Here is a 24,296-nt window from a genome sequence, read left to right on the forward strand (position 1 = left end):
TAATAAAAACATAGGCTGTGTACCAATTAGTGGTGTCAAACAACCATTATAAACAAAAAGGTTTATAAAAATGTTGCTGTAGACTGAACGAACTATTGTTTTATAGTGCTTGACTTATCCTTGTTTAAAAGTGCTAGTCTATACCGTTAAGGCTCAGCGGACTAAGCCTGAGACAAAGCTGATTGTGACAGAGCATATAAAGTAGACAGCGCGACGACGGGCGCAGTTTCAGTACGCAGTACGCGCTCGCCGATTTGCCAAGGCAAAAACCCGACTTGCTCTGCTTGCTGGCATTCTTCGACGCTTAATCCTCCCTCAGGGCCTATGAGGAGCTGCAGATAAGGATTTGGTATCGCTAATACTTCTTTGAGCGCAGCTGGCATCAAAGGCTGATCGGCGGCAGGTACGCTCAATTGCAAACGCAAATCCACGGGGCGCTTAAGTTTCTGATAATACTCATCTTGGCTTAGAGTAGAGAGGTTGGCGCTGACTGCTGATGACAAGGATGATGATGACATATCTGCTGCATCCATACTATTGTCAGCCTCGTTTTGCGTTAACCACTGCTGAATGGGCAAAGGAGCTAAGATTAGTGGCACGCGATTCAAGCCACATTGCTCACAGGCGGCAATAGCAATTTGCTGCCAGTGCGCAAGCTTTTTCTCGACTTGCGCCGGCTTGAGGGTGACTTCGCCATGCTGGCTGCTGAGCAGTTGAATCGCGGTTACCCCAAGCTCTGTTGATTTTTGGATTGCATAATCCATACGCTCTCCGCGGCTCATAACTAAGCCGATCTTAGTCGTCACGGGGGCTACGCGATCGATATCATGATAAGCGAGTAGGGTAGCTGTCGCTTGTTTTTTGCTAATGGTTTGTAGCTCGACTTGATATTCGCCGCCAAAACCGTCGAACAGTATACCTTGATCGCCGATATTGGCTCGCAGTACGCGGCACCAATGGTGAGCGATGGCCGCAGTCAGCTCAAGGTTTTGGCCTATGGCTATGCTGCTAAGCTTTGGATATTCATTGTTATTAGTGGCATAAAAAAAACGTCGCACGCTAAAGAGTTCCTATCAGGATAAAATACGATAAAAAGACCAACCAAAAAAAACTGGCACTCCAAGAGTACCAGTAATTATACTTGCTTAAGCTAATATAGCAATGAGCGACTTTATCTATAGCTTTATACGCTAGCTGATTCAGAGCTCAAGGTTTTAGAGTTCAAATCATTAGAAACCAACTCATCAGAGACGAGACCTAAAGCCTCAACCAAGCGCTTATTTGGCTCAACCTTGTTCATACTATAAAAATGCATCGCCGGTACGCCCTCGGCAATCAAGCGCTCACAGAGACGGTAGACAACATCAAAACCAAACTCGCGAATGGCTTTGCGATCATCGCCTAAGTCAGCTAGCTGGCGGCGCACATAACGCGGAATATCAGCGCCGCAGCTGTCGGCAAAGCGTATCAGATTGCTCGAGTTGGTAATCGGCATAATACCGGCGACCAAGGGCTGCGCTACGGTATCAATACCGCGCTGCTCGAGCGCGTCACGTAGGTGCAAGTAGCTATCCGCGTTATAAAAGAACTGCGTAATCGCTGTATCTGCGCCCGCTTTATACTTATTGACTAAGTTGTCAATATCGAATAAGAAGCTTTTGGCTTGCGGGTGCATTTCAGGGTATGCGGCGACTTCGATATGGAAGTGATCGCCTGAGTGCTCGCGGATAAACTTGACTAAATCCAAAGCAAACGGCAGCTCACCCATACCGACTTGACCTGAAGGTAAGTCGCCACGTAGCGCCACTAAACGGTTGATACCTAGACCTTTATAAAGATCTAGCAGCTCAGCAATCTCTGCCTTATCGTCACCGATACAAGAGATGTGCGGAGCCACTGGCGTATCACTGCGCTCAAGTAATGCCTGTACAATACTCAAAGTACGATCACGAGTCGAGCCGCCAGCGCCATAGGTCACTGAAAAATACGTTGGTGACAACTGATTGAGCTCATCAAAGGTAGTGAGCAGCTTCTCATGTCCCTGCTCAGTTTTGGCCGGGAAAAATTCAAAGGAGAAAGCAGGCTTACTCATAGTCACATTCCTTAGTCATTACTATCAGATTTAGTATTTGTATTCTTCAGGCTTGAACGGCCCTTCGACAGGTACACCTAGATACTCGGCTTGTTTTTCGGTCAGCTTCGTCAAGGTACCGTTAAAGCCCGCTACCATAGCGGCGGCAACTTCTTCGTCAAGCTTTTTCGGTAGTACTCTGACATATAAGTTATCAAAACGCTCATCAACGGGCAGATCAGCGAATTTTTCTTCAAACAAGTACATTTGCGCCAAGACTTGGTTGGCAAATGAGCCGTCCATTACTCTCGATGGGTGACCGGTTGCGTTACCTAAGTTGACCAAGCGGCCTTCAGCGAGCAAGATCAAATAATCATTGTCATCGTCTGAGCGGAAGATTTGATGGACTTGCGGCTTAACCTCACTCCAGCGCCAGTTATCACGCATGAACTGAGTATCGATCTCGGTATCGAAATGACCGATGTTACAAACCACAGCGCCTGACTTCAATGCCGCTAGCATGTGCTTGTCACACACGTGATAGTTACCGGTAGTGGTAACAATTAGATCGGTATCTTGTAGTAGACGCGTGTTGATGCTGTCGCTACCACCAGTATTATCGCCATTGATATAAGGTGATAATACCTCATAGCCATCCATACAAGCCTGCATGGCACAGATAGGATCAACTTCTGATACTCGTACGATCATGCCTTCTTGACGTAAGCTTTGTGCTGAGCCTTTACCGACATCACCATAACCGATGACTAGAGCGCGACGACCAGCTAAGAACATATCAGTGGCGCGTTTGATAGCATCGTTTAAGCTATGGCGGCAGCCGTATTTATTGTCGTTCTTAGATTTCGTGACCGCGTCGTTGACGTTGATGGCCGGTACTTTGAGCTCGCCTTTATTCAGCATCTCAACCAAACGGTGTACACCAGTGGTGGTCTCTTCAGAGATACCATGGATAATATCGAGCATTTGCGGATAGTCATTGTGAACAAGTGCTGTCAAATCGCCGCCATCATCTAAGATTAAGTTGGCATCCCAAAGCTGGCCTGATTCTTCGCCGCCAACGTGGATTTGCTGACGCAAGCACCATTCGTACTCCTCTTCAGTCTCGCCTTTCCAAGCGAACACTGGGATACCAGCTGCTGCAATAGCGGCGGCTGCATGGTCTTGGGTTGAGAAGATATTACAAGAGGTCCAGCGTACTTCGGCACCAAGCGCGGTTAGCGTCTCGATAAGTACAGCAGTCTGAATAGTCATGTGAATACAGCCGGCGATTTTAGCGCCTTTTAGTGGCTGATCCGCTTCGTAGCGGCGACGCAGACCCATTAAGGCTGGCATCTCAGCTTCAGCAAGGGTGATCTCGCGGCGACCATAATCAGCAAGGCTGATGTCAGCGACTTTATAGTCAGTAAAAGAGGGATCGATCGTATGGGCAGAGGGAATGTTAGACACTGCGTCCATAATATGCTCCTATCGTTGATAATGATAAAAAGAATAAAAACGCAGGTGCCGTTGTTCATGCTTTTGATAAAAAGCTACCGAGCCTAACGCAGCATGTTCTAGCTGCGGTGCAACACCTCTCGGAGGTCGTTATTGTAATATATGCGCTGCAGATTGTCACCTTTTGGCTGTTATTATAATGATAAATAGCTATTTGCTAACATAAAAAAGGCTATCCATGGATAGCCTTAAGGATTGATAATTTAAGTTTGATTGGCGCTAGAGAAGCTTATTTCCAGTTATAAGTTAGTGAGGTAAAGAAGTTGATGCCATCTTGGTTATAGCGAGTACCAAAGCTCTCATTAGTCGTGTAGTCTTGATTAGTTAAGTTCTCAATACGGCTATTGACTGTCAGATTAGGGTTTAGATAATAATTGCCACTTATACTAAATAACGTGTAATCGTCCATAAAGGTATCATTGCTGGCAGAGGTATAGATCTTGCCGACATACTCTGCTTCTAGTCGAATATCATAGTCTAAATCTTGATAACCAATGTATGCGAGTGCGGTATTTTCAGGACGATAAACTAATTGCTTGCCTTTGTTATCACCTGAGCGCTCTTCTGCATCAGTATAAGTATAGTGACCACCGAACAATACGTTATTTAGTTGCCAATCTGACGTTAAGCTATAGCCTGATAATTTTGCTTCACTTATATTTACTGCTTTAAATTTGTTGGTAGCAGGATCAAAGGCATTATTAATAAGACCATCGACATCACTTCTAAACCCTGTAAGACGCGTGGTTTGTATAGCGGTATTAGACTCTATAAATGCTTCTAAATTATCACTTTTTTCGACGTCTAAGTTTTCGTTAGGTACATAAAAAGAGCTTTCTACATACAAATCATTCAATGAGGGCGCTCTATAGCCAGTAGCAAAGCTGGTACCTACACGCAAGCTTGGCAGTATTCTGAAACCATAACCAATACTATAAGTGGTTTCATTGTCAAACTGAGAGTTATCATCGTAGCGGATATTAGCTTGAAAGTCATGAACGTCTTTATTAACTTGATACCCTAAAAAACCACTTTTGATAGTGCGATCATTGATCTTATAACTGTCCGTACCATTTGCTGGTGTATTATCATCAATGTCAATCTCCTGCTTTAGCCATTCTGTACCAGCTTGTAATTGACCGACAGGCAGCTGATAGATACTTAATAGATTGGCTTGTCTTTGTTCAGTTTCAAACGCATCACCAACATTATTATCAAGCTTATCTAAGCTACTACCGACAGATAAGCGCAGGGTCAAATCGTTTTTATCGTATTCTGAAAAGATAGATACTGCGCCATTTTCTTGATCAATCTCTGCATCTGCTACATTGGTAAAGTTATCAAACTCAGTTTTTGATTTGGCATACAGTCCAGTTGCGCCAATACGAACATTATTTGTCACAGGCATACTAGCATTTAAAGAAAAGTTATTACTTTCAAAACCATCATCATCTCTATTAGCACCAGTGGCATTTTCAATAGCACTAATGCCTTTAGTTTGATTACGGCTAGCAGACAAGCTAAGACTTGCACCTTGTTCATTAGCAAATTGCGCCGCTGCACCGTATAGATAATGATCGTTAGAACCAACACCAGCAGTGACTGAATAGCTCGTCTGATTCGTATTTGAGCCTTTAGTAAAAATCTGAATAACACCGCCCATGGCATCTGCGCCATAGATACTAGAACCTGAAGCACCATATAATATTTCAATACGTTCAATTTGCTCAGCAGGTAGTAGCGCTAGAGTAGGTTGACCTGTTGACATAGAGCCGTAGCGTATGCCATCGATTAATACGAGCACTCTCTTACTATCATAACCGCGAACATAAAAGTTACTACTTTGACCCAAATCGCCATCTTGCTTGATATTAAACCCAGGTTGACGCTTTAAGACTTCTATTACACTTTGACCTTGATAACGTTGTAGCTCTTCCTTATCAATCACCCGTGTCTGCGCAACCACATTGCTTGTTTTAGTCGGTGTACGCGTCGCAGTGACCACGATCTCGTCAAGCTCAACCTGTGGCAACGAGTCATCGCTAATTGGGTTGGTAGGCGCTGCGGTAGCACTCATAGCGCATAAACCGAGTGTGCTTAAAATGCAAAGTCGTAGATAAGAGGCGGGAGGAGCTAAAAACAGCATAGTGTTTTCCAAAATTATCAAATCAAAAGGGAGCCGAAAAAATACCAATCACAAAGAAATGGTTAAAAATTATAAGAGTAAAATAAAGGCTTGAAAGAAACAGAACAATGCTGGCGCTGCTAAAAAAGCAATGCCTTTATAAAGCGTTTATTATTGCTGAATTATAACGGTTTGCAAGCGTTTTTAAGCCAATAATTATTCAGTATAAGCTGAGTGCTGCTCATTTTGATAAGTAAGCAAATGAACTAAGATAAGTCTGGCCACGAACTGGCAGGCGAGTTTTTTTATTAACTGAATCGAGGTTTTTGTAGCTTACAAAATAATGTGCCTAAAAAAAGGTAAACATAAATACTTCAGTAATAAATAATTGTTATCATATAGTGTATTAAATATAAAAATGTTATAAGATAAAACATCTCAACAGATATACTCAATTATCATGACTTACTCACTAGATTATCGCAAACAAGTTCTTAAAAGCTTAGCAGATGGCATGACTCTTTGCCGAGGCAGCCTCTTTTTTATGACATTAGTCCAACCACTATTCAAAAGTGGAAGAAACGGCTGCATAGTAAGAGCACTCGCAATGTTACGCCATCAAAAATACCGGATGATGCACTACGCAAAGACGTTGAGCGTTACCCTGATGACTATCACTATGAGAGAGCAAGACGGTTCAACTGTACTGCCCCAGCCATTTTGTGAGGCTTTAAAACGCCTAGGCATCAGTCAAAAAAAAAGACCTTAGAGCATCCAAAAGCATGTCCAATAAAAGAGCGGCGTATCAGAGTAAGCTTGATAACTTTAAACAGCAAGGTTACCCCATTGTGTATATGGACGAAAGCGGTTTTGAAAGCCAGACCATTCGTCCTCATGGTTATGCACTGATAGGCAAACCCTGTATCGACAGCTACAACTGGCAAGGTAAAAAGCGAACCAACGTCATTGGGGCTCTATATGAAAAGATGCTATTTGCACTGGATTACTTTGAACACAACATTAACAGCGGCATATTCTACGATTGGTGCAAACACACCCTAATCCCAAGCCTTAAAACCAAATGCGTGATTGTCATGGATAACGCTCGGTTTCATAAAAGTAGACGTATCCAAAAATTACTGAACAGGCATGGTCATCGTATTCTATGGCTGCCGCCGTACAGCCCAGACTTGAACCCTATTGAGAAAAAATGGGCTCAAGTGAAGTTTCTACGCCAAGGGTGGATGGAAAATGACTTATCCAAATTATTTTATGATGTTTGTCCTAGCCATAACACTTTTGTTTTGAACTGACTATAGCAAGGGTTTCATGCTGCAGTGTTCTAACTATTCTGTACCCACTCAAGTTTATACTCACTCAAAATCAGCTTACCGAGCCCAATAACTAAATGATGAGGTCCGTTTTGTCTATCGCGCGTCACAAAGAGTCAGTCACAGCACCGACACTGTCACTCAAGATCTTCACGATGATTACGCTACTGCTAGCGACACTGTTAGGAGTACCATCGGCGCCTGCATTTGCAGCAGAGCCAAACGCTTTGGGCGTCGGCAGTAATAATGCTAGTGAGGATAGTGAGGGTAGCGCTCGTGCCCCAATACCAGACTCTTTTGGGCGCGATACCCCTAGACAAACGGTACAAAGCTTTATCAATGCTTTGAGCGATAATGATTATTTACTGGCGAGTAATTATCTGAATTTGTCCAAATCAGATAACCCAACGCCTATCGTTCGTCAGTTCAAGCAGGCATTAGATGCAGGAGGGCGTTTTCAGCCTGATTTGCAAATCAATAATACGCCAGAGGGCAACCTTGCCGATCAGCTGCCGTCCAATCAAGAAAAAGTCGGTAACATCAATATCAACGATAAGAATGTCTCGCTCATACTAGAGCGAGTCGTCGCTGAAAATGGTAAGCAGTACTGGCAGTTCTCTAGCGGTACGCTAAGCTTAGTGCCAGATGTGATTGAAAACACGGAACCGACGCTCATCTCTCGCTATACCATGGAGAGCTTAGAGGACGAAAAGTTATTCGGCTATCAGTTGGCAGATTTGGTGGCTGCTATCATGCTAGCTTTGGGTAGCTTTTTAGTCACTTATATCGCAGTATGGCTCTGCTACCACTTTTTGCGTATCGCTTATCCTCGAGTGCGCGGTCAGCCTTTACCGCTACCAGATAAAATTATTCTGCCGCTTTCAGTCGTCATCATGGCATTGATACTCTCTGAGGTCATGGTCTACTCGGGAGTGTCTGTGACGCTGCGTGAGCCAATCAATCGCTTCACGGATATTGCTTCTTGGGTCGCGGTGACTTGGCTGCTGCTACGTATAGTAGATGTGATATTTACTCGCGCCGTCAATCTAAGCTATAAAAAGAACTACATTGAGCGCGTCTCTATTCTAGGTCTGATGCGTAAGTTAACCAAAGCGCTGCTGCTTATCTTTGCCGTAATTGCCATCTTTGGTAATTTGGGCTTTGATTTGACCACAGGTATTGCTGCTCTAGGTGTCGGTGGTCTAGCTTTAGCACTTGGTGCGCAAAAGACTATTGAAAACTTGGTCGGTAGTGTCGTGGTGGTCGCGGACTCGCCGGTACGCATAGGCGACTATTGTAAGTTTGGTACTTATGAGGGGACTGTTATCGATATCGGTATTCGCTCTTCTCGCGTGCGTACTTTAACCCGAACGATTGTCACTGTACCTAATGGAGACTTTTCTTCCATGCAAATTGAAAACTTTACCTCGCGTGATATGTTCCAGTTTTTGCATAATTTATATATTAAACGCAGTGCCGATATCAATGAGATCTTTGAGATGGTCAACGATTTAGATACGCTACTCAAAGAGCATGAACTGACCAACAAAGAATGGAATCAGGCCAATATCTTGGAGCTGCGTCAAGACTGTTATGTTATCCAGCTACGAGCCTATATCAACGCCAATAACGTGATGGAGTTTTATGGCAAGCAAGATACCTTATTAGTCGATGTATTGAGCAAAGTCAAAGACTACAAAGTGGAGCACGCACTACCCACGCAGCAGTTACTTGTCAATCAAGGTGATTTCGATAGCCATTCAGAGCCTAAGACTGCTGATGCTATCTCTGATGAGCAAACTGACACTACTGACAATGGCTCAGCGGACGAAGTAAACAGGCAAGCTGTAATTGCTCAAAAGGATAGCGATGCGCAGTTTGCCGAGACATCGGCTCAGGCAGATAGCTCTGATAGTAGTCAGATGGATAGCAAAACAGATAGTCGCAAGAGGGCGACAAAAGAGAAAAAAGTGGCAAAGTTGGCCAAAAATAAAGTCAGTAATCCCAATAAGTCTAAGCAAATTACCACACTGAGACTGGCCAAACGCCACTTTGAGCGCACTAAAAAAAGCTTCAATATCTCTATCTGGAATCAGCCTTGGAACAAGCATTAACTCTCATTACTTATGCACAAAACGGCGATGAAATAAGCGATTATAGCGACGTTACCGGTACTTATACCGGCATCGCTTCTTTGTCTTTTAGCCCGCCATAGTATGCCCACAGCAATAAGCTTGCGGCGCTAAGATAAGGCGACCAAGATTGCGTTGCTACTTTGAGCTGTTTTGGAGTAGGGCGCTCGGGCAACTCTAGCAGTGCCATGGCAGCGACTCGAATCGCTAAGTCATCGACAGCCAAGATATCAGCGCGGCCCAAAGAGAAGAGTAAATACATCTCAGCGGTCCAGCGCCCTATACCGGTAACTGCAGTCAAAGTGGCAATGACCTCGCCATCACTCATTGTTGTGAGTGCCTGATAGTCGATATCATGATCTACCAAAGAGCGCACATAGCGGATTTTTTGTCTGGAAAGTCCTTGCGCTCTTAAGTCATCATCATCGGCTTGTATAAGCGTCTTTGGCGTTATTAGGTTTGTATCCACCAACCTTTGCCAAATACTACTAGCCGCCGCCACGGATAATTGCTGCCCGACTATCGCTCGTAGTAAGGCTGCAAACCCGCCTTCATTACGCCGTAAACTTGGCACACCGACTTGTTCATAAACAGGCGCAAACCTGGGTTCTAATTCGATAAGCGCTTGAATATGTGTTTTTAGCTCAGCTGAGCTATCAAGGGTAGTCATGCTCATAATGGGCGCTCCTAATTATAAACGAGCTGTAAATTATCCATAAACCAGTCACAAAAAAGGACCGCGTTATGCAGTCCTTTATTAACATACTTATACTTTATTCACTATCTGCTTTAGGTTTCTTTAGTAGTACTAAAACCGCACCGTTACCGCCATCTTTTGGCGGCGCTGAACAAAACGCTAGCACTTCTGGAAGCTGACGTAACCAACCATTAACGCAAGTCTTTAAGATAGCCTCAGAGCCTTTACCATGGACAATTTTTACGATGGTTTCGTTATTTCGCTTAGCTTGCACCAGTAGCTGAGTCATGGCTTCGCGCGCCTCTTCGATGGTGCAGCCGTGGATATCTACCGCGTCATACCAACGAAGCTTACCTTGCTTAAGCTGAGTGAAGACTTTGTTTTGTAGCGTTGGCTGCTTATAAGAGAGATAAGCTTCGCTCGCAACTGGGTTCAATAGCGCTTGCATATCTGATAGGCCAGTACTTAGATCACCGTCTTCGTTGCCTTGCGCAGCAGCACGTTTCGACAAGGTCGCCGCGTCAGGTTTGCCGGCTTTATTCGCTTTGACTGGTGAGCGTACATTTTTGTCTTCTAGTTGCTGAACACCATGCATCGCTTGCATAAACAGCACTTTATCATCGTCGACATGCTCGCTGTCCATTTGTTTAACGGTTTTTTTGACTTGCTTTTGCGTTGGCAAAGCGACAGGCTCAGTAGGCTTTTGATTTTCTCCTTCAGGGCTATTGGTATCACGGCCTTTACTGAGTTGTCCTTTGAGCTCTTTGAGCTGATCTTGCATTTCTTTTGAAAATAGAGAGTTTGCCATAATAAGTATAAGTCTGTTTTGTTGATAAAATAAATAAGGAAGCTTTTAAGCTGCAGTGCTCTCACAGCGCTATAAGTAGGTGTACTTTACTACTTTACGCTTGTGTATTGACGCTCGCAAGTAAGGATTGTAACGCTTGTCCTGGATGATCGGTTTTCATAAACTGCTCACCGATTAAGAAGTGCTGAATACCTTGCGCTAGCATCAGCTCGATATCATCGCTGCTATGAATACCGCTTTCAGTAACGATAAGGGGTTCTATAGCCGAATCATCGTCAGCTAAGGTTTTAATCAGACTATCTTTAAGCTTTAGGGTGTTTTGTAGGTCCACCTCAAAAGTATTTAGATCGCGGTTATTAATACCATAGATATTGTGCTTGGAGCGTGGCAGTTGTAGCGCGCGCTCAAGCTCATCACTCGTATGAACTTCTATCAGCACATCCATACCCAGCTCAAGGCTTAGCGCGTGTAGCTGACCAGCTTGCGCATCGTCAAGGCAAGCCATAATCAATAAGATACAATCCGCGCCCAGCAAGTACGACTCATAGATTTGATAGATATCAATCATAAAGTCTTTGCGTAATACCGGCAGACTTGCCGCATTATAAGCTTGCAATAAGTACTGATCATCGCCTTGAAAATAGTCACGATCGGTCAGTACGGATAGACAACTAGCGCCGGCCTGCTCGTATTGCTGGGCAAATAAAGCGGGCGAGAAATTATGATTAATAATCCCTTTAGAAGGCGAGGCTCGTTTGATCTCAGCGATAATCCCGATGTCGGCTGCGCGTAAAGCATTGGCAAAGCCGCGGCGAGGCTGCGTCTCTTTTTCAGCTTTGGCTTGTAGCTGTGCTAGTGAGCGCTGTTCTTTGGCGGCAGCTACCTCTAGCTGTTTGGTGGCGACAATGCGCTGTAACACTGAGGGAATGTTGCTATCGGTTGTGGTACTTGCAGTCATGGTGATATCCATAATTAGGGATAATAATTAAAACGATAGATAAGAGCGATTGAAAAGGAGCTAAATGACAATTAAGCTTGCGCGGCGAGCTGCTGAGTGTAAGCGGCTAAGGAATTAAGCTTAGTCAAAGCACTGCCGTTTTGGATCACCTTCTGCGCACGGCTGACGCCATTTGGATAGTTGCTCGCGAGCCCTGCGGTATAGATAGCGGCGCCGGCATTGAGGGCGATCATATCACGCGCTTTTATAACAGAGCGGTCATGAGTTTCTTCACCAGATAAAGCCGCTTTGATAAGCTCAAGACTTTGCTCAGGAGAGTCGACATCGAGGCCGATAAGCGTTTGTGACTCCACTCCAGCATCTTCTGGCATCATCTCATAGACCGTGATCTCGCCGTCTTTGAGCTCAGCGACGGTAGTGGAGGTGGCAAGGCTAATTTCATCTAAACCGTCTTTGGCACCGACGACCATCACGTGCTCGGCGCCTAAGTTTTTCATAACCTTAGCCAGCGGCTCACACAGCTGAGCGGTAAAAACGCCAATAACCAGATTAGGCACGCCAGCAGGGTTAGTTAAAGGCCCCAAAATATTAAAGATAGTCCGTGCTTTTAAGGCGCGGCGCACCGGATTGGCGTAACGCATGGCGCTATGATGATTGGGAGCGAATAAGAAGCCAATCCCTTCATCTTCGATACACTTAAGCGCTTGGGCAGGGTCTAGCGCTAAGCTGATACCGGCTTGCTCTAATAAGTCTGAGCTGCCAGATTTGGTTGAAACTCCGCGGTTGCCGTGTTTGGCAACTTGTGCGCCTGCAGCCGCGGTGACCAAGGCAGAGGCGGTGGAGACGTTAAATAAATTTGCACCATCACCGCCAGTACCAACGATGTCGACTAAATAATCGCAACCTTTAGGCTCGATGTTCGCCGCTAAATTACGCATGGCGCTCGCAGCAGCGGTAATCTCGTCGATAGATTCGCCTTTCATTCGTAGACCAGTCAAGATAGCACCCATCAAAGCATCGCTACATCTGCCTTGCATGATGATAAGCATCACCTCGCGCATCTCATCAAAGGTCAGATCAATCCGCTGTAATATCCGATCTAAAGCCGAGGTCAGCAACTTGTGGACTTGCTCTTCTGAGAGTTCGGTAATCTGCTCTGGCGTGCTTTGGGTTAGGGAGTCAGTCGTATTTTCGGCGCTCATGATACCTCACTTATTATTATGTGTTTTGTTTAGGGCGTGTTGAACATTCGCAAATAGGCACTGCTGATCGCTAAAATTGTTCCAGACAAGGCACAAAGCGACGATAATGCAGATGCCTTAGCGAGATTTGTAACGCAGTATGGGGCAATTTTAGCATCAGCCCGCAGGGACAGGACTCTTTTTTGCCGCTTCATCGTTAAAAATAAGCGCTTAGAATGCTAAACTTATTATTTTTAACATCGAATCGCCTAAAAAATAGTCGCTGTCAGTGCCATGGTCGAATGTTCAACACGCCCTATTATCATTGGATGTAATAGCAAGCTATCCGTATTGACAGCTATTAACCCACTTGCGGTAACTCATCTGCGTCTAAAACTGCTAGATTATGAGTTTGCAAAAAGTTATTTAGCAGCTGGTAGCCTGCTGTACTTAAGATTGATTCTGGGTGAAACTGCACTCCTTCAATGGCGAATTGTTTATGACGCACGCCCATAATCTCCTCAATGCTACCATCAGTGTTTTGGGTCCAAGCGGTGACCTCTAGGCAATCGGGCAGGTTCGCTTTGTCTACAACTAATGAGTGATAACGAGTAAAATCAGTCGGGTTTGCTAAATTCTTAAACACGCCTTGGTGGTTATGATAAACCGAGGACACGCGGCCATGCATGACTGCGCCGGCTTTGACGACTTGACCGCCAAAAGCTTGGCCGATAGCTTGATGACCCAAGCAGATACCTAATATCGGAATCACACCTTTAAAGGTATCAATCAGCTCCAATGAGATACCAGCACGATCGGGATCGCAAGGGCCAGGACCGATGACAATAAGCTTAGGGGCCAGCATTTTGACCTGCTCGATTGTGGCTTGATCGTTACGCCAGACGGTGATGTCCTGCTGTAGTTCACCGAAGTACTGTACAATGTTGTATGTAAAGCTGTCGTAATTGTCGATCATTAGAATCATTAGTGTTTACTCATATTAAATGGACGGTTTGCTGCTGGTGTTTCGCTTTGCTATCTTACCACTATTTTTTGCGCGAGCAAATTTCTAGGGTGTTAACTCGTAAGCGCATCGGCTAGTAAAGTAATGCTGCCAATGCGCTTTGTCTATTTAAAAATAGCTATCGTGGAGAGATAGTATAGATTGAAGATAGTCAGATGCACTATTAATTAGTTGTATCACTGATCAGCTGCACTGTTTTGGCATCTAAATTCAAGAAAGCACTTTTATAGTGCGTTTTTGCGTTGTAAAGAGGCTTTTTTTAACAAGGTGAACAATGATAAAAGCGAAAGCTGTCCTCTTAATATGATAAATTAGCTTGTTTTAGGGCGTATCCACTGGCAAAATGCCTGTTTATTATGATTTAACCTATATATTGGCACAGCAGTTGCACAATTATTGTCATAGTCAGCTGTTTGCATTATCTTATAACAGTTGAGCAGCATCGATTAGGGCGTGTTGAACATTCGACCATGGCACTGACAGAGACTATTTTTTAGGCGATTTGCAGATAAAAATAGTAAGTTTAGTCGTTCTAAGCGTCTATTTTTATCAATAAAGCGGTAAAAAATAGTCCTGTCCCTGTTGTTGTAATGAGGGCTGATGCTAAAATCGCCCTAGTCGTTGTGACTGTTTAAATAAAATCAGCTAACCAATGCAATAAGCATTATCTGCAATTTTAACGACGACTAGAACTATTTTAGCGATCAGCAGTGCGAATTTGTGAATGTTCAACACGCCCTAGATATTGTTAAAATAGTGCCTTAGTATATTTATACATAAAGCAGTTTAGGATATAGCAAAGTTTGTTATAGTAGCTTGTCAAATAAGTATCGCGGTATAGGCAACGACTTTTTAGAACCAAATTTGAATGCCAAAAACGATAGTAGATGTTAATTACTAAATCCTGACAACCCCAACGGAGACTATTCATGTCGAATAAATTATTAGATCTTATCAAATCCTCAAATGCGAAATGGGTGGATTTTCGCTTTACCGATACTCGCGGTAAAGAGCAGCACATCAGCTTTCCAGCGCATAGCGTTGACGAAGAGGTGATGGAAGATGGCAAAATGTTCGACGGCTCATCCATCGCAGGCTGGAAAGGTATCGAAGCGTCAGATATGATCTTGCGCCCTGATCCAGAGACCGCTTTTGTTGATCCGTTTTTTGATGCAGTGACTGTCGTTGTGACTTGCGATATCATTGAGCCCTCAACACTACAAGGCTATGATCGCGATCCACGCTCTATCGCACGCCGCGCTGAAGAGTACTTAAAGTCGACTGGCATTGGTGATACCGCTTACTTCGGTCCTGAGCCAGAGTTTTTTGTATTTGACGATGTTAAATGGTCAGTCGATATGTCTGGCGTGAGCCACAAGATCACTGCTGAAGAAGCGGCTTGGTCAACCAATGAGACGTACGAGTGGGGCAACATGGCGCATCGTCCACGCGTCAAAGGCGGCTATTTCCCAGTCCCACCAATCGATAGCTCGCATGATATGCGTTCTGTCATGTGTGAACGCGTCGAAGAAATCGTTGGTGAAGGCCGCGTAGAAGTTCATCATCACGAAGTGGCTTCTTGCCAGTCTGAGATCGGTGTTGCATTCAACACGATGGTACGTAAAGCGGATGAAGTTCAGCAATTGAAATATGTTGTCCATAACGTGGCGCACCAGTTTGGTAAAACAGCGACCTTTATGCCAAAACCAATCGTTGGTGACAACGGTTCAGGTATGCACGTACATATGTCAATCTCAAAGGACGGCGTAAACACCTTCTCTGGTGATGAGTATGCTGGACTATCTGAGACCGCATTGTACTTCATCGGCGGTATCATCAAGCACGCTCGTGCATTGAATGCAATTACCAACCCATCAACGAACAGCTATAAGCGCCTTGTGCCGCATTACGAAGCACCTATTAAACTTGCTTATTCAGCGTCTAACCGCTCAGCGTCTATTCGTATTCCGCACGTGAGCAGTCCAAAAGCGGTACGTATCGAAGCGCGCTTCCCTGATCCAACGGCGAACCCATACCTAGCATTTGCTGCGCTATTGATGGCAGGTCTTGACGGTATCCAAAACAAAATGCACCCAGGCGAAGCAGCTGACAAGAACTTGTATGACTTGCCACCAGAAGAAGAAGCTCAAATCCCAACGGTTGCAGAGAGTCTAGATGTTGCGCTACAAGCACTAAAAGATGACCATGACTTCTTGTTAAAAGGCGATGTGTTCACTAAAGACATGCTAGAAGGGTTTATTGCTTTGAAAGAAGAAGAAGTACAACGTCTGAACGTAACTGTGCATCCTGTTGAGTTTGATATGTACTACAGCTGCTAGTAGCTAGCTGATAAGCGCAACCAATTAAGATAAGCAAAACCAGCTAAGGTAATCTTGGCTGGTTTTTTTGTTCAGACATATTGGAGAGTCTTAAATTTATATCGTTTTTTCATCGTTTCAAAGCAATTACGGTAATGGCCTAAACAATAAAGCATAATAATAACCATCACTATTATCTAGGCTAACCGACTATGACGACTATACTGAAACAAAAATTTGTGATAAAACAATCAGCAATAAGTCTGCTGACGTTTTTTACTATAACAACGGTTGGGAGTTTTATGCTAGCGGCTCATGCGGCTCCTATTTATAAAGTCGTTGATGAGCGTACCGGGCAGGTAACCTTTACCGATAGTCCGCAGTCGTATGAGCAGCAAGCGGACAAGCAGATCAGCCAAACGGGTATCAGTACTGGCAGCACTACTAGCAATAGCAGTAGCGTTAATGCTGCTAGCGGCAACCGTGCAGATACTAGCGTAAATAATAAGCAGACCAGTCAACCGGCAGCAGTACCAAAACCGACCCTGCAAACCGCCGTCAATTACCAGCTGACTATGATTGAGCCAAAGGCTGAGCGCGCTTATCAGCGTCCAGGACAAATTATCACCGTGAATTTACAACTGAGCCCAGCGCTGCAAGCCGGTGATAGCATCAGTATCTATCTAGATGATACTTTGATCTCGCAAGGCATAACCGCATCTATCGCTACAATCGACCTCAACCCAGGAGAGCATACGATTCAGGCGATAATAAAAAATAGCGCAGGACAGGTTGTCAATCGAATTAGCCGCAGCGTTTATGTCATTCAAAACACGGCAATATTAAGACAAAAAAAGCAACTTGCGCAGCAGCTGCAAGCCTATCAGCAACTGCCTTGGCAACAAAAACTATTACTGAAACTTCGTCAAAAAGAGAGTATCAATAACGATAGCCAATAAGTTACTGGGCTGAAGTGTGCTGAACTGAAGTGAACTGGGTTTTATTTTCTTATTCAATTTAATTGTCAGCGCGGCTATCATTGAACTACTCATTAATGGTGTGCTATTATTCTTAATAAATCTATCGTGGGTTTAATTGATTGGTCATGTTATTTTTATAATGAATATTGTGACCAATCTTGCAACTTCCAGCACGATATAAAATAATACTGGTAAAGCGCATGAGCTGGTACTCCGACACTCTCATCTGTGCCTAATTTGTTTGTCAAAACATATAATGACAATCCTTATCACTTATTGTCGGAGTTGCAGGAGTTCACCATGCCCACCAGCTCTCACTTGGCAGCTACCCAGTATAGCTGCTCTTCTATATATACTCGCCACTACCAGCCGCGTCATCTGCTAGCTTTGCAAATCATTCAGCAAATACATCAGCTTAATCTGCGTCCACAACACATCACCCGCATGCTCGGTTATCCGTCTAAGCATACTCTACCTGCCTGCGAGCGCTTGCGGCATGTATTGTCGAGCCCCTATTTAGGGTTAGATGGCAGTTATATTGATGGGCGCTTTACAGCGCAGGAGTTTTTAGCCAAGCTGTTCTTTGCGGTACAGATCGACTATGAGACAGTCGAAGATGACCTAGCTCACATTCAGTATCAACTAAGTATTGAAGCTGATAAGAGAGCGAATACTGACAGTGAAACGGATACTGTTAGTTCGCAGCAGAAGTGCTCAAGGGTAGAGCTAAAGACTGACTATAGTTAAGCCCACTGAAAGCAAGTTAAGTGGGCTTGAAGTATAGAGTAAGAAGGGATGCACTTGACTGCGAACTAAACAATTGGCTGACTAATCAGTCACTTAGTAGCTGACCATAGGTTCGGTACTAGGGATAGTACTTGCTATGTTAATTCGATCGGCGGTAGCGGCATCAGTTATGGAGAGCGAGATAGGGGCGGGCATAGCTGGAGTCAGCTCTTGTCCGCGGCAAACATCATCGCTTGGATCTAAGGATTTGTACTGCTCATAATAGCTGACTGCCAGCTCTTGCATCGCTAGACTAGCGGCTGAGTCATTGGCGTTGACAAAAGTTTCGCGCGCTTGCTCAAGCCAGCGATCCGCCATACGAAAGTGAGAGCCTGAGCTACGAAACCCATGCTCGCAGTGGTCGGCGGCAGCCCACACTAAACTGACCTCACTAAAAGCAAGCTCGCGCGGCGCACTAGCGATACCGCCGCTATCTTTGAGGGCGCTAATATTGGCCCAAAGATCAGGGCGCATCAGTGCTGAGGTCTCAGGAATATCAGTCATCAAATCTAGCTTATCTTCTTGGCCCTCTTGTAAAGCCTGTAAAATCATTTGTGCATCATTAAAAGCGTAGTCACCAGCGGCAGTCGTGCTATTAATACTGTCTTCGTGATTGGCATAATTGAGCCAAGCCTGCGCCTTATAAGCAAAGTACTGCTGCTCGGCGTTCATGCTAGCGAGCTGATACTCTTTTAGCTGTAACTGCATACAAGCGATTGCGCGCTGGCGAGGACTTTGGAAGGTGGTATAGCGAGACGCTGGCTCATTATTATCAGCGTTATCGTTGCAGTAGTTAGCAGTTGTTACTGGACTGATCTTCGCGTTTTCATTGAGCGAGATAGACGCTTGTGCGGAGGTAAGGGTAGTCAGTCCTAGTGCTAGTAGTAGTGAGGATGACAAGCTTACTGAGAGCATCGCTGCTCTCAAAGGTGGGCGTTTATTTACTATAGTAGTCATAGAGCAGACCTTAAATTAAGGTAAAAGTAATGTTAGATGGCTTATAAGGTAGAGTTAGGATCTAAGCGTGGGTTAGTGCTCGTATCATTACCTTTAAATAAGTCTTCGTCAAACTTAAATCGTAATCTAAAGTAAGCGCCCTGCTGAGTCGTGTCGTCATAAGCGATGTCGTCATCTTCAAAGCCCATAAAGTTATAGCCAAGTGATAACCAGAGGTTAGTCATCGGGCTGTAGCCAACTTCAGCGCCAAGCATGTAGGACATGTCATCGGCTTGCTCATTCCAGTAAGTGCCGGCCTGTAGGCCAATATCCCAGCGCTCAGTTAAGTCGTATAGACCTCGACCATATAGAGCATGGGCAGTGTTATCGCTACTGATGCCATCAGCACTAAATTTAGTATATTTACCGGCATAACGACCAGACAAGGTAAGCGGGCGAGTTGGGTGATAGTTACCATTCCATGACCAGATAATCGCATCTTTTTGATAGGTATCGTTGCTAATATTATTATCGTCTAAACGATATTCAAGTTTGGCGAGCATATCGAGCTGATTGCTATCATAGTCACGATAAGCTGCGCCTAACTGGAAACGATTGATAGTACGATCACCATCATCATAATCTACTTGTGAGTAGATGTCTTTAGCAAGCAAAGTTATCTCATCAGTGTAGCGATAAGCAATACCAGCGCTACCGAGTAGCGTATCGCTAGTCTCGCCCCAACGTTTCTCTAAGCGACCTGATACCTTGTAATCTTCCTGCGCTAGGTACTCAGCGCCTACGCCTAATGCAGTAGCGGTGTTTTCCGACTCACCTTCTAAGGATTCGACACGCTCAAATAACGTGCTTAGGGTCAAGCCTTCTTGCACGTACCATTTGTTTTTGAGGCCAATAGCGGCTTCTGCTTCGCGAGCGCTGATCGCATCGCGCATACGGTATTCGCTATAGACCTTACCATCTTTCATGTAGTTGGCGTCAAAACCAAATACCGTGCGTTGACGCTCTTCGGTATCATCAAGGCCGTAGCTGCCAGATAGGCTATTGATTAGATCATGACGAGCATATAAACGGCCCAAATTACCAAGCGGCGTCTCACCACCGATAGAAGTAGCATTGCGCTCACTGTTATCGATATCTTGCTCGTATTCTGCAAATACTAGCGAGTTATTGAGCTTCGGCAGGCGCGCGGTAATACGAGCGCGGGCAGTAGTGCCTTCGATGTCCTTATCCGCATTGCTAACACCATTCAGTGCTGACTGGTTGATAATGTCATCGTTAAATAACGTATCGTCAGTGACGTCTACGACATCTGTGGCAGCTTGAGTGTTGCGCGAGGCGGCTGTCGCGTCTTGTTTATAGTAACGGACACCAATCTCGCCGACGACATTAGTGCTGAGGCGCTGCTCGATACTGGCAAGCACTCCTTGACGGCTCGCTTCGGTAGTATGGTCTTTAGTGCGCACGCCTTCTAGTTTAAGCGCGGTCTTTTTATCATTGATGAGATGCGCGACCTCAAAGCCTGACTCTTGACGACCAGCAGTCTGCGGAGAAGCACCAGTGACAAAGCCTTCATCTGTATCATTATAATACGCTTTGGCGCGAGTGTTTTTCTTATCATCATAATCCAGCTCTACGCGTAGCGCATCGCCGTCAGCGTCTTGAATATCTAGTTTTTCAGCATTGATCTGATTGCTAGGCTGGAAGTTTGGATTATCAGCCTTATTCATCGCATATTCAGCGACCAGCTTTAGCTTGTCATTCATCTTGATAACGGTATTAACACTAGCAAGCTGTTCTTTATTAAGCGGATCATCACTGTTGACATAGCTGCCGCCGATAGCGACTTTATCCGTAAGCTGATGCTTAACGGCTACGCCGCCAACCAAATAATCGTCACCACCTTCGTCGACTTCTACCGTGACGCGTAAATAGATAGGATTACCCGCTAAGTCTTGGCTAGCGATAGGCGATTTCAAAAATAAGCTGCGGCTGATTGGGTCAATCTCATAATCTGCAAAACGCGTGAGGGTCTCACGGTTGACGATTAAGCCAGGGTTATTACGGTCGCGAGTGATCACTTCGATAGTTTCTGAGTTCTCTAACACGGCATCGAAGTCTTCAGCTAATGGGTAGGGACCTGAGATACCTAAACCGCGAGTTTCATTAACGCGCTGTGACGTGCTGGTCTCAGCGGCAAAGGCAGTCACACGCGTATTATCATCTTCATACTGGGCTTTCAGGCCCGTCAAAGTACGGTTGTACTGACCAAGCTTGATGCCTTCATCATTATCAATTTGCGTTTTTAGATCGCCGTACATGGCGAACGAGCGGCCTTTATCAACGCGTACATAGAGCTTGCTAGTTGACTGCGCGTCAAAACCTTTGGCTGAAGAGTCGCCGTAGACCGGATAATACTCGCCAGGCTCGATATCACGGAACAGGCGCTCGCCTTTTTTATCGCTGTCATAAGCGAGCGTTAATAGATAATCACCGCGTACTTTGCCTTTTAGGAACATAGCGGCGCGGCCTGAAGCGGCATAATCGTCATTACCTGATATCTCATGAAGCTCTTCTTCAAAAGCGCCTTGAGCGTCAGTGATTTGACCGCCATCAAAGTCTTTAAGCGAGATCGCACCTTCGACAATACCGACCGCGATCAGTGGACGTAGCTGCGCGGTAAACTGTAGCGGAATCACTTGTTTTTTGCTACCGGTATCGATGACCAGCTCGCCTTTACCCGGTACGCTTGGCGCGGTGACGGGTATCAGTAGCTCACCACCATTGACGGTAATCTGGGTGCCTGCCGCTTCTTTACTACCGTCTTTTAGGTTGATACGGCCGATATTGGTATCGATAGTAATCGGCGTAGAGGCGACATAAGGACGACCATCACGATCTTTTAGGCTGATGACGATTTGATATTCACTCATGCCATCGGCTGGGACTAAGCTATCTTGAGTACGATAGTCAATCGCTTGCAAGCTATCGGGCGTCAAGACGTTGATCGTCTTCTCAGAGATGACTTTGCCATTGACGTCAGTTGCCACGCCGCGCAAGGTGTTGCTGCCGCGCTTCAAATCAACCGCGTAATAGTCAAAAGCGGTTACTTTTTGCTTTTCTTGCTCGGCGGTTTTACCGATTTGCTGCTCTGATACGGCTTTGCCATTAGCATAAAGGGTAAAGCTGCTGCCTAGTGGCGCTTGTACTTGTACCATTTGCTTATAGCTGCTGAGCTGCTGGCCTTCGCTTAGATTAATAAAGGCAACATCGTTATTAGCAACCTCTTTTAGAAACTCTTCGAGTACTTTTTCTTTCGGTTGAGTGATAGTATTGACTTTTAGGTCGATACGTTCGTTAGCTGGACTGACCATCTCATTGACGATAGCTGAATCACATTGGATACCTTGATCTAGCGCGTCGTTAGACTTACAGCCGCTGGCATCGACGTTATCATCGTAATCGCGATCGTAGATAGGCTCTAGATCTAGCTTGCTCTTAATCGCTTGCTCAAGCGCGTTATTTTTTGCGCTGATAGACTTACTACGAGCGATGAGCTCTTCGTTTAGACGCTCAGTGCTATCACCCATACCGCCGACGATACCGAAATCGGCACGGTGCAGCTCGCCATATTTCAAATCGACGAAACGGCTACCAGCATCGCCAGTATTACGGTTGCTTTGAATCACTAGTTCTGTAGCGTTTGGAATAGTGGTGCGATCGACTTTTAACACGTGCGTCTTAGCGCTGACACCATAGAAGTTATACTTACCTTCAGGGTCGGTGACGATGAAGTTACCGTTTTCCATATAGATGCGCACACCTGCCACGCCAAGCTCGCCGTCTTCTTTTTGCTGGATGCCATCGCGGTTGATATCGTGGTAGACCTTACCGATGATGATACCGTCAGTGTTCATCACGCCGCGCTCAACCTCAATCTGCCACTGCGCTTCTCTTGAAACAATACTTTGGCCTTGCTCGTTATTGGCTACAGCGATAGCGCGGTTGATACCGTCGCCGCCTAGTGCAGAAGCACCGACCAATACGCGATAAGTGACATTTTTAGTCTCGCCAACAGCTAGTGTACCTAAGTTTAGAACTTGATATTTGCCATCCGCTTTAAACTCAGTCGTCTGTGCCTGATTAATATCAAGATCGGTATCCGCATCGCCAGCGCCTTGAGTGATACGAGCACTGCCCTCGATGTAGGCAAAACCTCGAGGCAGAGCATCTTTTAACTCGACATCGTAGGCAGTCGCTGCACCGTTATTGGTAATGTTAATGCTGTAGTTGACATAATCACCAAGCTCGGCAGTTTTAACGTCACCTTCTTTAGTGACTTGTAGACGAGCTGACTGATCCATCACAGTGATGTTGCTACTGATATTGCTATCGATGTTAACGCGATCACCCTCTGGCGTGATGCAGGCATCAAGCGTTACCGCTAGGGTATCGCCTTGCAGCGTCTGAATGATCTCATCATCAATAGCATTAGCATTGTTTTGGGTAGGCGCCGCGACTTGATATTTACCTGTGTTGTCGCCCGTCTCTGTGGCTTTTAGAGAGTACTTATCACCGGTAAGCTCTGAGGTAATCGTTATCCACACTTGATCTTTAGCATTAGGCTGCACGTTACACTGTGCGTAATTGGCTTCAACAAAAACATTTGAGCCGACTTGCGTAGTATTTTGAGTGGTGTCAAAGTTTTCATCCGTAAAACCAATACTTGGTCTAATGATAGTTAGTTTATCAGTCGCTGCAGCGGTCACCGACTCATCTTGGACGACGACTGCACCGATTTTGATCTCAGCAGTATCGTCACTAGCGGCGTTGCGATCGGTTAACGCCTGTACGATAAGCTGAATACTCTCGGCTTGACCCAAGGCAATTTGAGCAGTTAATCCGTCTAAGGCCAGCTGTTCATCAGTATCATCTATAATGCCATTATTGTTTATGTCTTGATAAACAACAAAGTTAGACAAAGTATTCGGGTAGTCGAAGCTGACAATAACGTCTTCATCATACGTGCCGTTATTCGATAGTACATTAATCCACTGAGCTGTATCGCCAGCATTGACAGTCTGCAGGGGAGGCTCAGTGATACTGACGTCATACTCAGGGAGCGTCAAGGATTTAAAGCTGACCTGATTTGAGGTGCCTGTTTGCGTGCTATTGCCGACTTTATAATTGGTCTGTGCAATGTTATTAATCGTTGTTACGCCCACGCCATCTTCGGCATGAGCGATATTTGCTTGCATAAGTAGCATCGAGGCTGCTAACGTCGTCAGTGCAGTTAGTGCACCTGTACGGTTACGAGGGTTACGAGACGAAAATACAGCTTGACGCATATTCGGTAATCCTACTTATGAAAGAAAATATAATGGATATAAAGATAAAGGGTAAAAGGGGAGTTTTC

Annotated in this window: 17 protein-coding genes; 6 read left to right on the forward strand and 11 right to left on the reverse strand. The window is 45.1% G+C overall.

Annotated features, from left to right (window positions below; translation table 11 throughout):
- Positions 1-161: 161 nt before the first annotated feature.
- The 4 genes from JMY03_RS07030 to JMY03_RS07045 all read right to left on the reverse strand — a co-directional run bounded on the left by JMY03_RS07030 (position 162) and on the right by JMY03_RS07045 (position 5,663).
- Positions 162-1,058 (reverse strand): 16S rRNA (uracil(1498)-N(3))-methyltransferase, encoded by an 897-nt coding sequence (locus JMY03_RS07030; protein WP_201602442.1) that lies wholly within the window; start codon positions 1,056-1,058, stop codon positions 162-164.
- A 125-nt stretch (positions 1,059-1,183) separates the two neighbouring features.
- Complete coding sequence (gene metF, locus JMY03_RS07035) at positions 1,184-2,092, reverse strand: methylenetetrahydrofolate reductase [NAD(P)H] (protein ID WP_201602444.1); 909 nt, start codon at positions 2,090-2,092, stop codon at positions 1,184-1,186.
- A gap of 30 nt (positions 2,093-2,122) precedes the next feature.
- Positions 2,123-3,547, reverse strand: a complete 1,425-nt coding sequence (gene ahcY, locus JMY03_RS07040) for an adenosylhomocysteinase (RefSeq protein WP_201602446.1) — start codon at positions 3,545-3,547, stop codon at positions 2,123-2,125.
- 268 nt (positions 3,548-3,815) lie between these two features.
- Complete coding sequence (locus tag JMY03_RS07045; RefSeq protein WP_227675535.1) at positions 3,816-5,663, reverse strand: TonB-dependent receptor plug domain-containing protein; 1,848 nt, start codon at positions 5,661-5,663, stop codon at positions 3,816-3,818.
- A gap of 570 nt (positions 5,664-6,233) precedes the next feature.
- Between JMY03_RS07045 and JMY03_RS13100 the strand changes: the two genes are divergently transcribed.
- The 3 genes from JMY03_RS13100 to JMY03_RS07055 all read left to right on the forward strand — a co-directional run bounded on the left by JMY03_RS13100 (position 6,234) and on the right by JMY03_RS07055 (position 9,156).
- On the forward strand, positions 6,234-6,437 hold the full coding sequence (locus JMY03_RS13100; protein ID WP_227675536.1) for an IS630 transposase-related protein: 204 nt from the start codon (positions 6,234-6,236) through the stop codon (positions 6,435-6,437).
- A 56-nt stretch (positions 6,438-6,493) separates the two neighbouring features.
- Entirely contained in the window at positions 6,494-7,024 is a 531-nt protein-coding gene (locus JMY03_RS13105; RefSeq protein ID WP_227675537.1) for an IS630 family transposase, read from the forward strand.
- Positions 7,025-7,134: 110 nt separating this feature from the next.
- Positions 7,135-9,156 carry a mechanosensitive ion channel family protein gene (locus JMY03_RS07055; RefSeq protein WP_227675538.1) on the forward strand — a complete coding sequence of 674 codons (2,022 nt, stop codon included), beginning with the start codon at positions 7,135-7,137 and terminating at the stop codon, positions 9,154-9,156.
- Between the two features lie 61 nt (positions 9,157-9,217).
- Here the strand turns inward: JMY03_RS07055 and JMY03_RS07060 are convergent, their stop codons facing one another.
- From JMY03_RS07060 to JMY03_RS07080, 5 genes are all read right to left on the reverse strand, one after another.
- Positions 9,218-9,850 carry a DNA-3-methyladenine glycosylase family protein gene (locus JMY03_RS07060; protein WP_227675539.1) on the reverse strand — a complete coding sequence of 211 codons (633 nt, stop codon included), beginning with the start codon at positions 9,848-9,850 and terminating at the stop codon, positions 9,218-9,220.
- A 97-nt stretch (positions 9,851-9,947) separates the two neighbouring features.
- Positions 9,948-10,679, reverse strand: coding sequence for a Smr/MutS family protein (locus JMY03_RS07065; RefSeq protein WP_201602450.1), 732 nt, complete (start codon positions 10,677-10,679; stop codon positions 9,948-9,950).
- 94 nt (positions 10,680-10,773) lie between these two features.
- Complete coding sequence (gene trpC / locus JMY03_RS07070; RefSeq protein ID WP_201602452.1) at positions 10,774-11,637, reverse strand: indole-3-glycerol phosphate synthase TrpC; 864 nt, start codon at positions 11,635-11,637, stop codon at positions 10,774-10,776.
- Between the two features lie 71 nt (positions 11,638-11,708).
- Positions 11,709-12,839, reverse strand: coding sequence for an anthranilate phosphoribosyltransferase (gene trpD, locus JMY03_RS07075; protein ID WP_201602455.1), 1,131 nt, complete (start codon positions 12,837-12,839; stop codon positions 11,709-11,711).
- 340 nt (positions 12,840-13,179) lie between these two features.
- On the reverse strand, positions 13,180-13,803 hold the full coding sequence (locus tag JMY03_RS07080) for an anthranilate synthase component II (RefSeq protein ID WP_201602458.1): 624 nt from the start codon (positions 13,801-13,803) through the stop codon (positions 13,180-13,182).
- A 968-nt stretch (positions 13,804-14,771) separates the two neighbouring features.
- Here JMY03_RS07080 and glnA point away from each other — a divergent pair.
- From glnA to JMY03_RS07095, 3 genes are all read left to right on the forward strand, one after another.
- Complete coding sequence (gene glnA / locus JMY03_RS07085; RefSeq protein WP_201602460.1) at positions 14,772-16,181, forward strand: type I glutamate--ammonia ligase; 1,410 nt, start codon at positions 14,772-14,774, stop codon at positions 16,179-16,181.
- Positions 16,182-16,462: 281 nt separating this feature from the next.
- Positions 16,463-17,119: a DUF4124 domain-containing protein gene (locus JMY03_RS07090; protein ID WP_201602463.1), complete on the forward strand. Its 657-nt coding sequence runs from the start codon at positions 16,463-16,465 to the stop codon at positions 17,117-17,119.
- Between the two features lie 321 nt (positions 17,120-17,440).
- On the forward strand, positions 17,441-17,887 hold the full coding sequence (locus JMY03_RS07095) for a hypothetical protein (RefSeq protein WP_201602465.1): 447 nt from the start codon (positions 17,441-17,443) through the stop codon (positions 17,885-17,887).
- A 93-nt stretch (positions 17,888-17,980) separates the two neighbouring features.
- On the opposite strand, the gene JMY03_RS07100 is transcribed toward JMY03_RS07095, so the two are convergent.
- On the reverse strand, positions 17,981-18,883 hold the full coding sequence (locus tag JMY03_RS07100; protein WP_201602467.1) for a hypothetical protein: 903 nt from the start codon (positions 18,881-18,883) through the stop codon (positions 17,981-17,983).
- 41 nt (positions 18,884-18,924) lie between these two features.
- The gene (locus JMY03_RS07105) at positions 18,925-24,228 is read right to left on the reverse strand and encodes a DUF11 domain-containing protein (protein WP_201602469.1); all 5,304 of its coding nucleotides are present in this window, start codon (positions 24,226-24,228) and stop codon (positions 18,925-18,927) included.
- Between the last annotated feature and the right edge of the window lie 68 nt (positions 24,229-24,296).

Source organism: Psychrobacter submarinus, assembly GCF_904846685.1.
Taxonomy (GTDB): domain Bacteria; phylum Pseudomonadota; class Gammaproteobacteria; order Pseudomonadales; family Moraxellaceae; genus Psychrobacter; species Psychrobacter submarinus.

What these genes read in the sequence shown, in the direction of transcription:
- JMY03_RS07095 (WP_201602465.1), top strand. Translation starts at nt 17,441, where the DNA reads ATGCCCACCAGCTCTCACTTGGCAGCTACCCAGTATAGCTGCTCTTCT.
- glnA (WP_201602460.1), top strand. Translation starts at nt 14,772, where the DNA reads ATGTCGAATAAATTATTAGATCTTATCAAATCCTCAAATGCGAAATGG.
- JMY03_RS07045 (WP_227675535.1), bottom strand. Translation starts at nt 5,663, where the DNA reads ATGAGTGCTACCGCAGCGCCTACCAACCCAATTAGCGATGACTCGTTG.
- JMY03_RS07105 (WP_201602469.1), bottom strand. Translation starts at nt 24,228, where the DNA reads ATGCGTCAAGCTGTATTTTCGTCTCGTAACCCTCGTAACCGTACAGGT.
- JMY03_RS07065 (WP_201602450.1), bottom strand. Translation starts at nt 10,679, where the DNA reads ATGGCAAACTCTCTATTTTCAAAAGAAATGCAAGATCAGCTCAAAGAG.
- JMY03_RS07080 (WP_201602458.1), bottom strand. Translation starts at nt 13,803, where the DNA reads ATGATTCTAATGATCGACAATTACGACAGCTTTACATACAACATTGTA.
- JMY03_RS13105 (WP_227675537.1), top strand. Translation starts at nt 6,494, where the DNA reads ATGTCCAATAAAAGAGCGGCGTATCAGAGTAAGCTTGATAACTTTAAA.
- JMY03_RS07060 (WP_227675539.1), bottom strand. Translation starts at nt 9,850, where the DNA reads ATGAGCATGACTACCCTTGATAGCTCAGCTGAGCTAAAAACACATATT.
- metF (WP_201602444.1), bottom strand. Translation starts at nt 2,092, where the DNA reads ATGAGTAAGCCTGCTTTCTCCTTTGAATTTTTCCCGGCCAAAACTGAG.
- trpD (WP_201602455.1), bottom strand. Translation starts at nt 12,839, where the DNA reads ATGAGCGCCGAAAATACGACTGACTCCCTAACCCAAAGCACGCCAGAG.
- JMY03_RS07090 (WP_201602463.1), top strand. Translation starts at nt 16,463, where the DNA reads ATGCTAGCGGCTCATGCGGCTCCTATTTATAAAGTCGTTGATGAGCGT.
- ahcY (WP_201602446.1), bottom strand. Translation starts at nt 3,547, where the DNA reads ATGGACGCAGTGTCTAACATTCCCTCTGCCCATACGATCGATCCCTCT.
- JMY03_RS07100 (WP_201602467.1), bottom strand. Translation starts at nt 18,883, where the DNA reads ATGACTACTATAGTAAATAAACGCCCACCTTTGAGAGCAGCGATGCTC.
- trpC (WP_201602452.1), bottom strand. Translation starts at nt 11,637, where the DNA reads ATGACTGCAAGTACCACAACCGATAGCAACATTCCCTCAGTGTTACAG.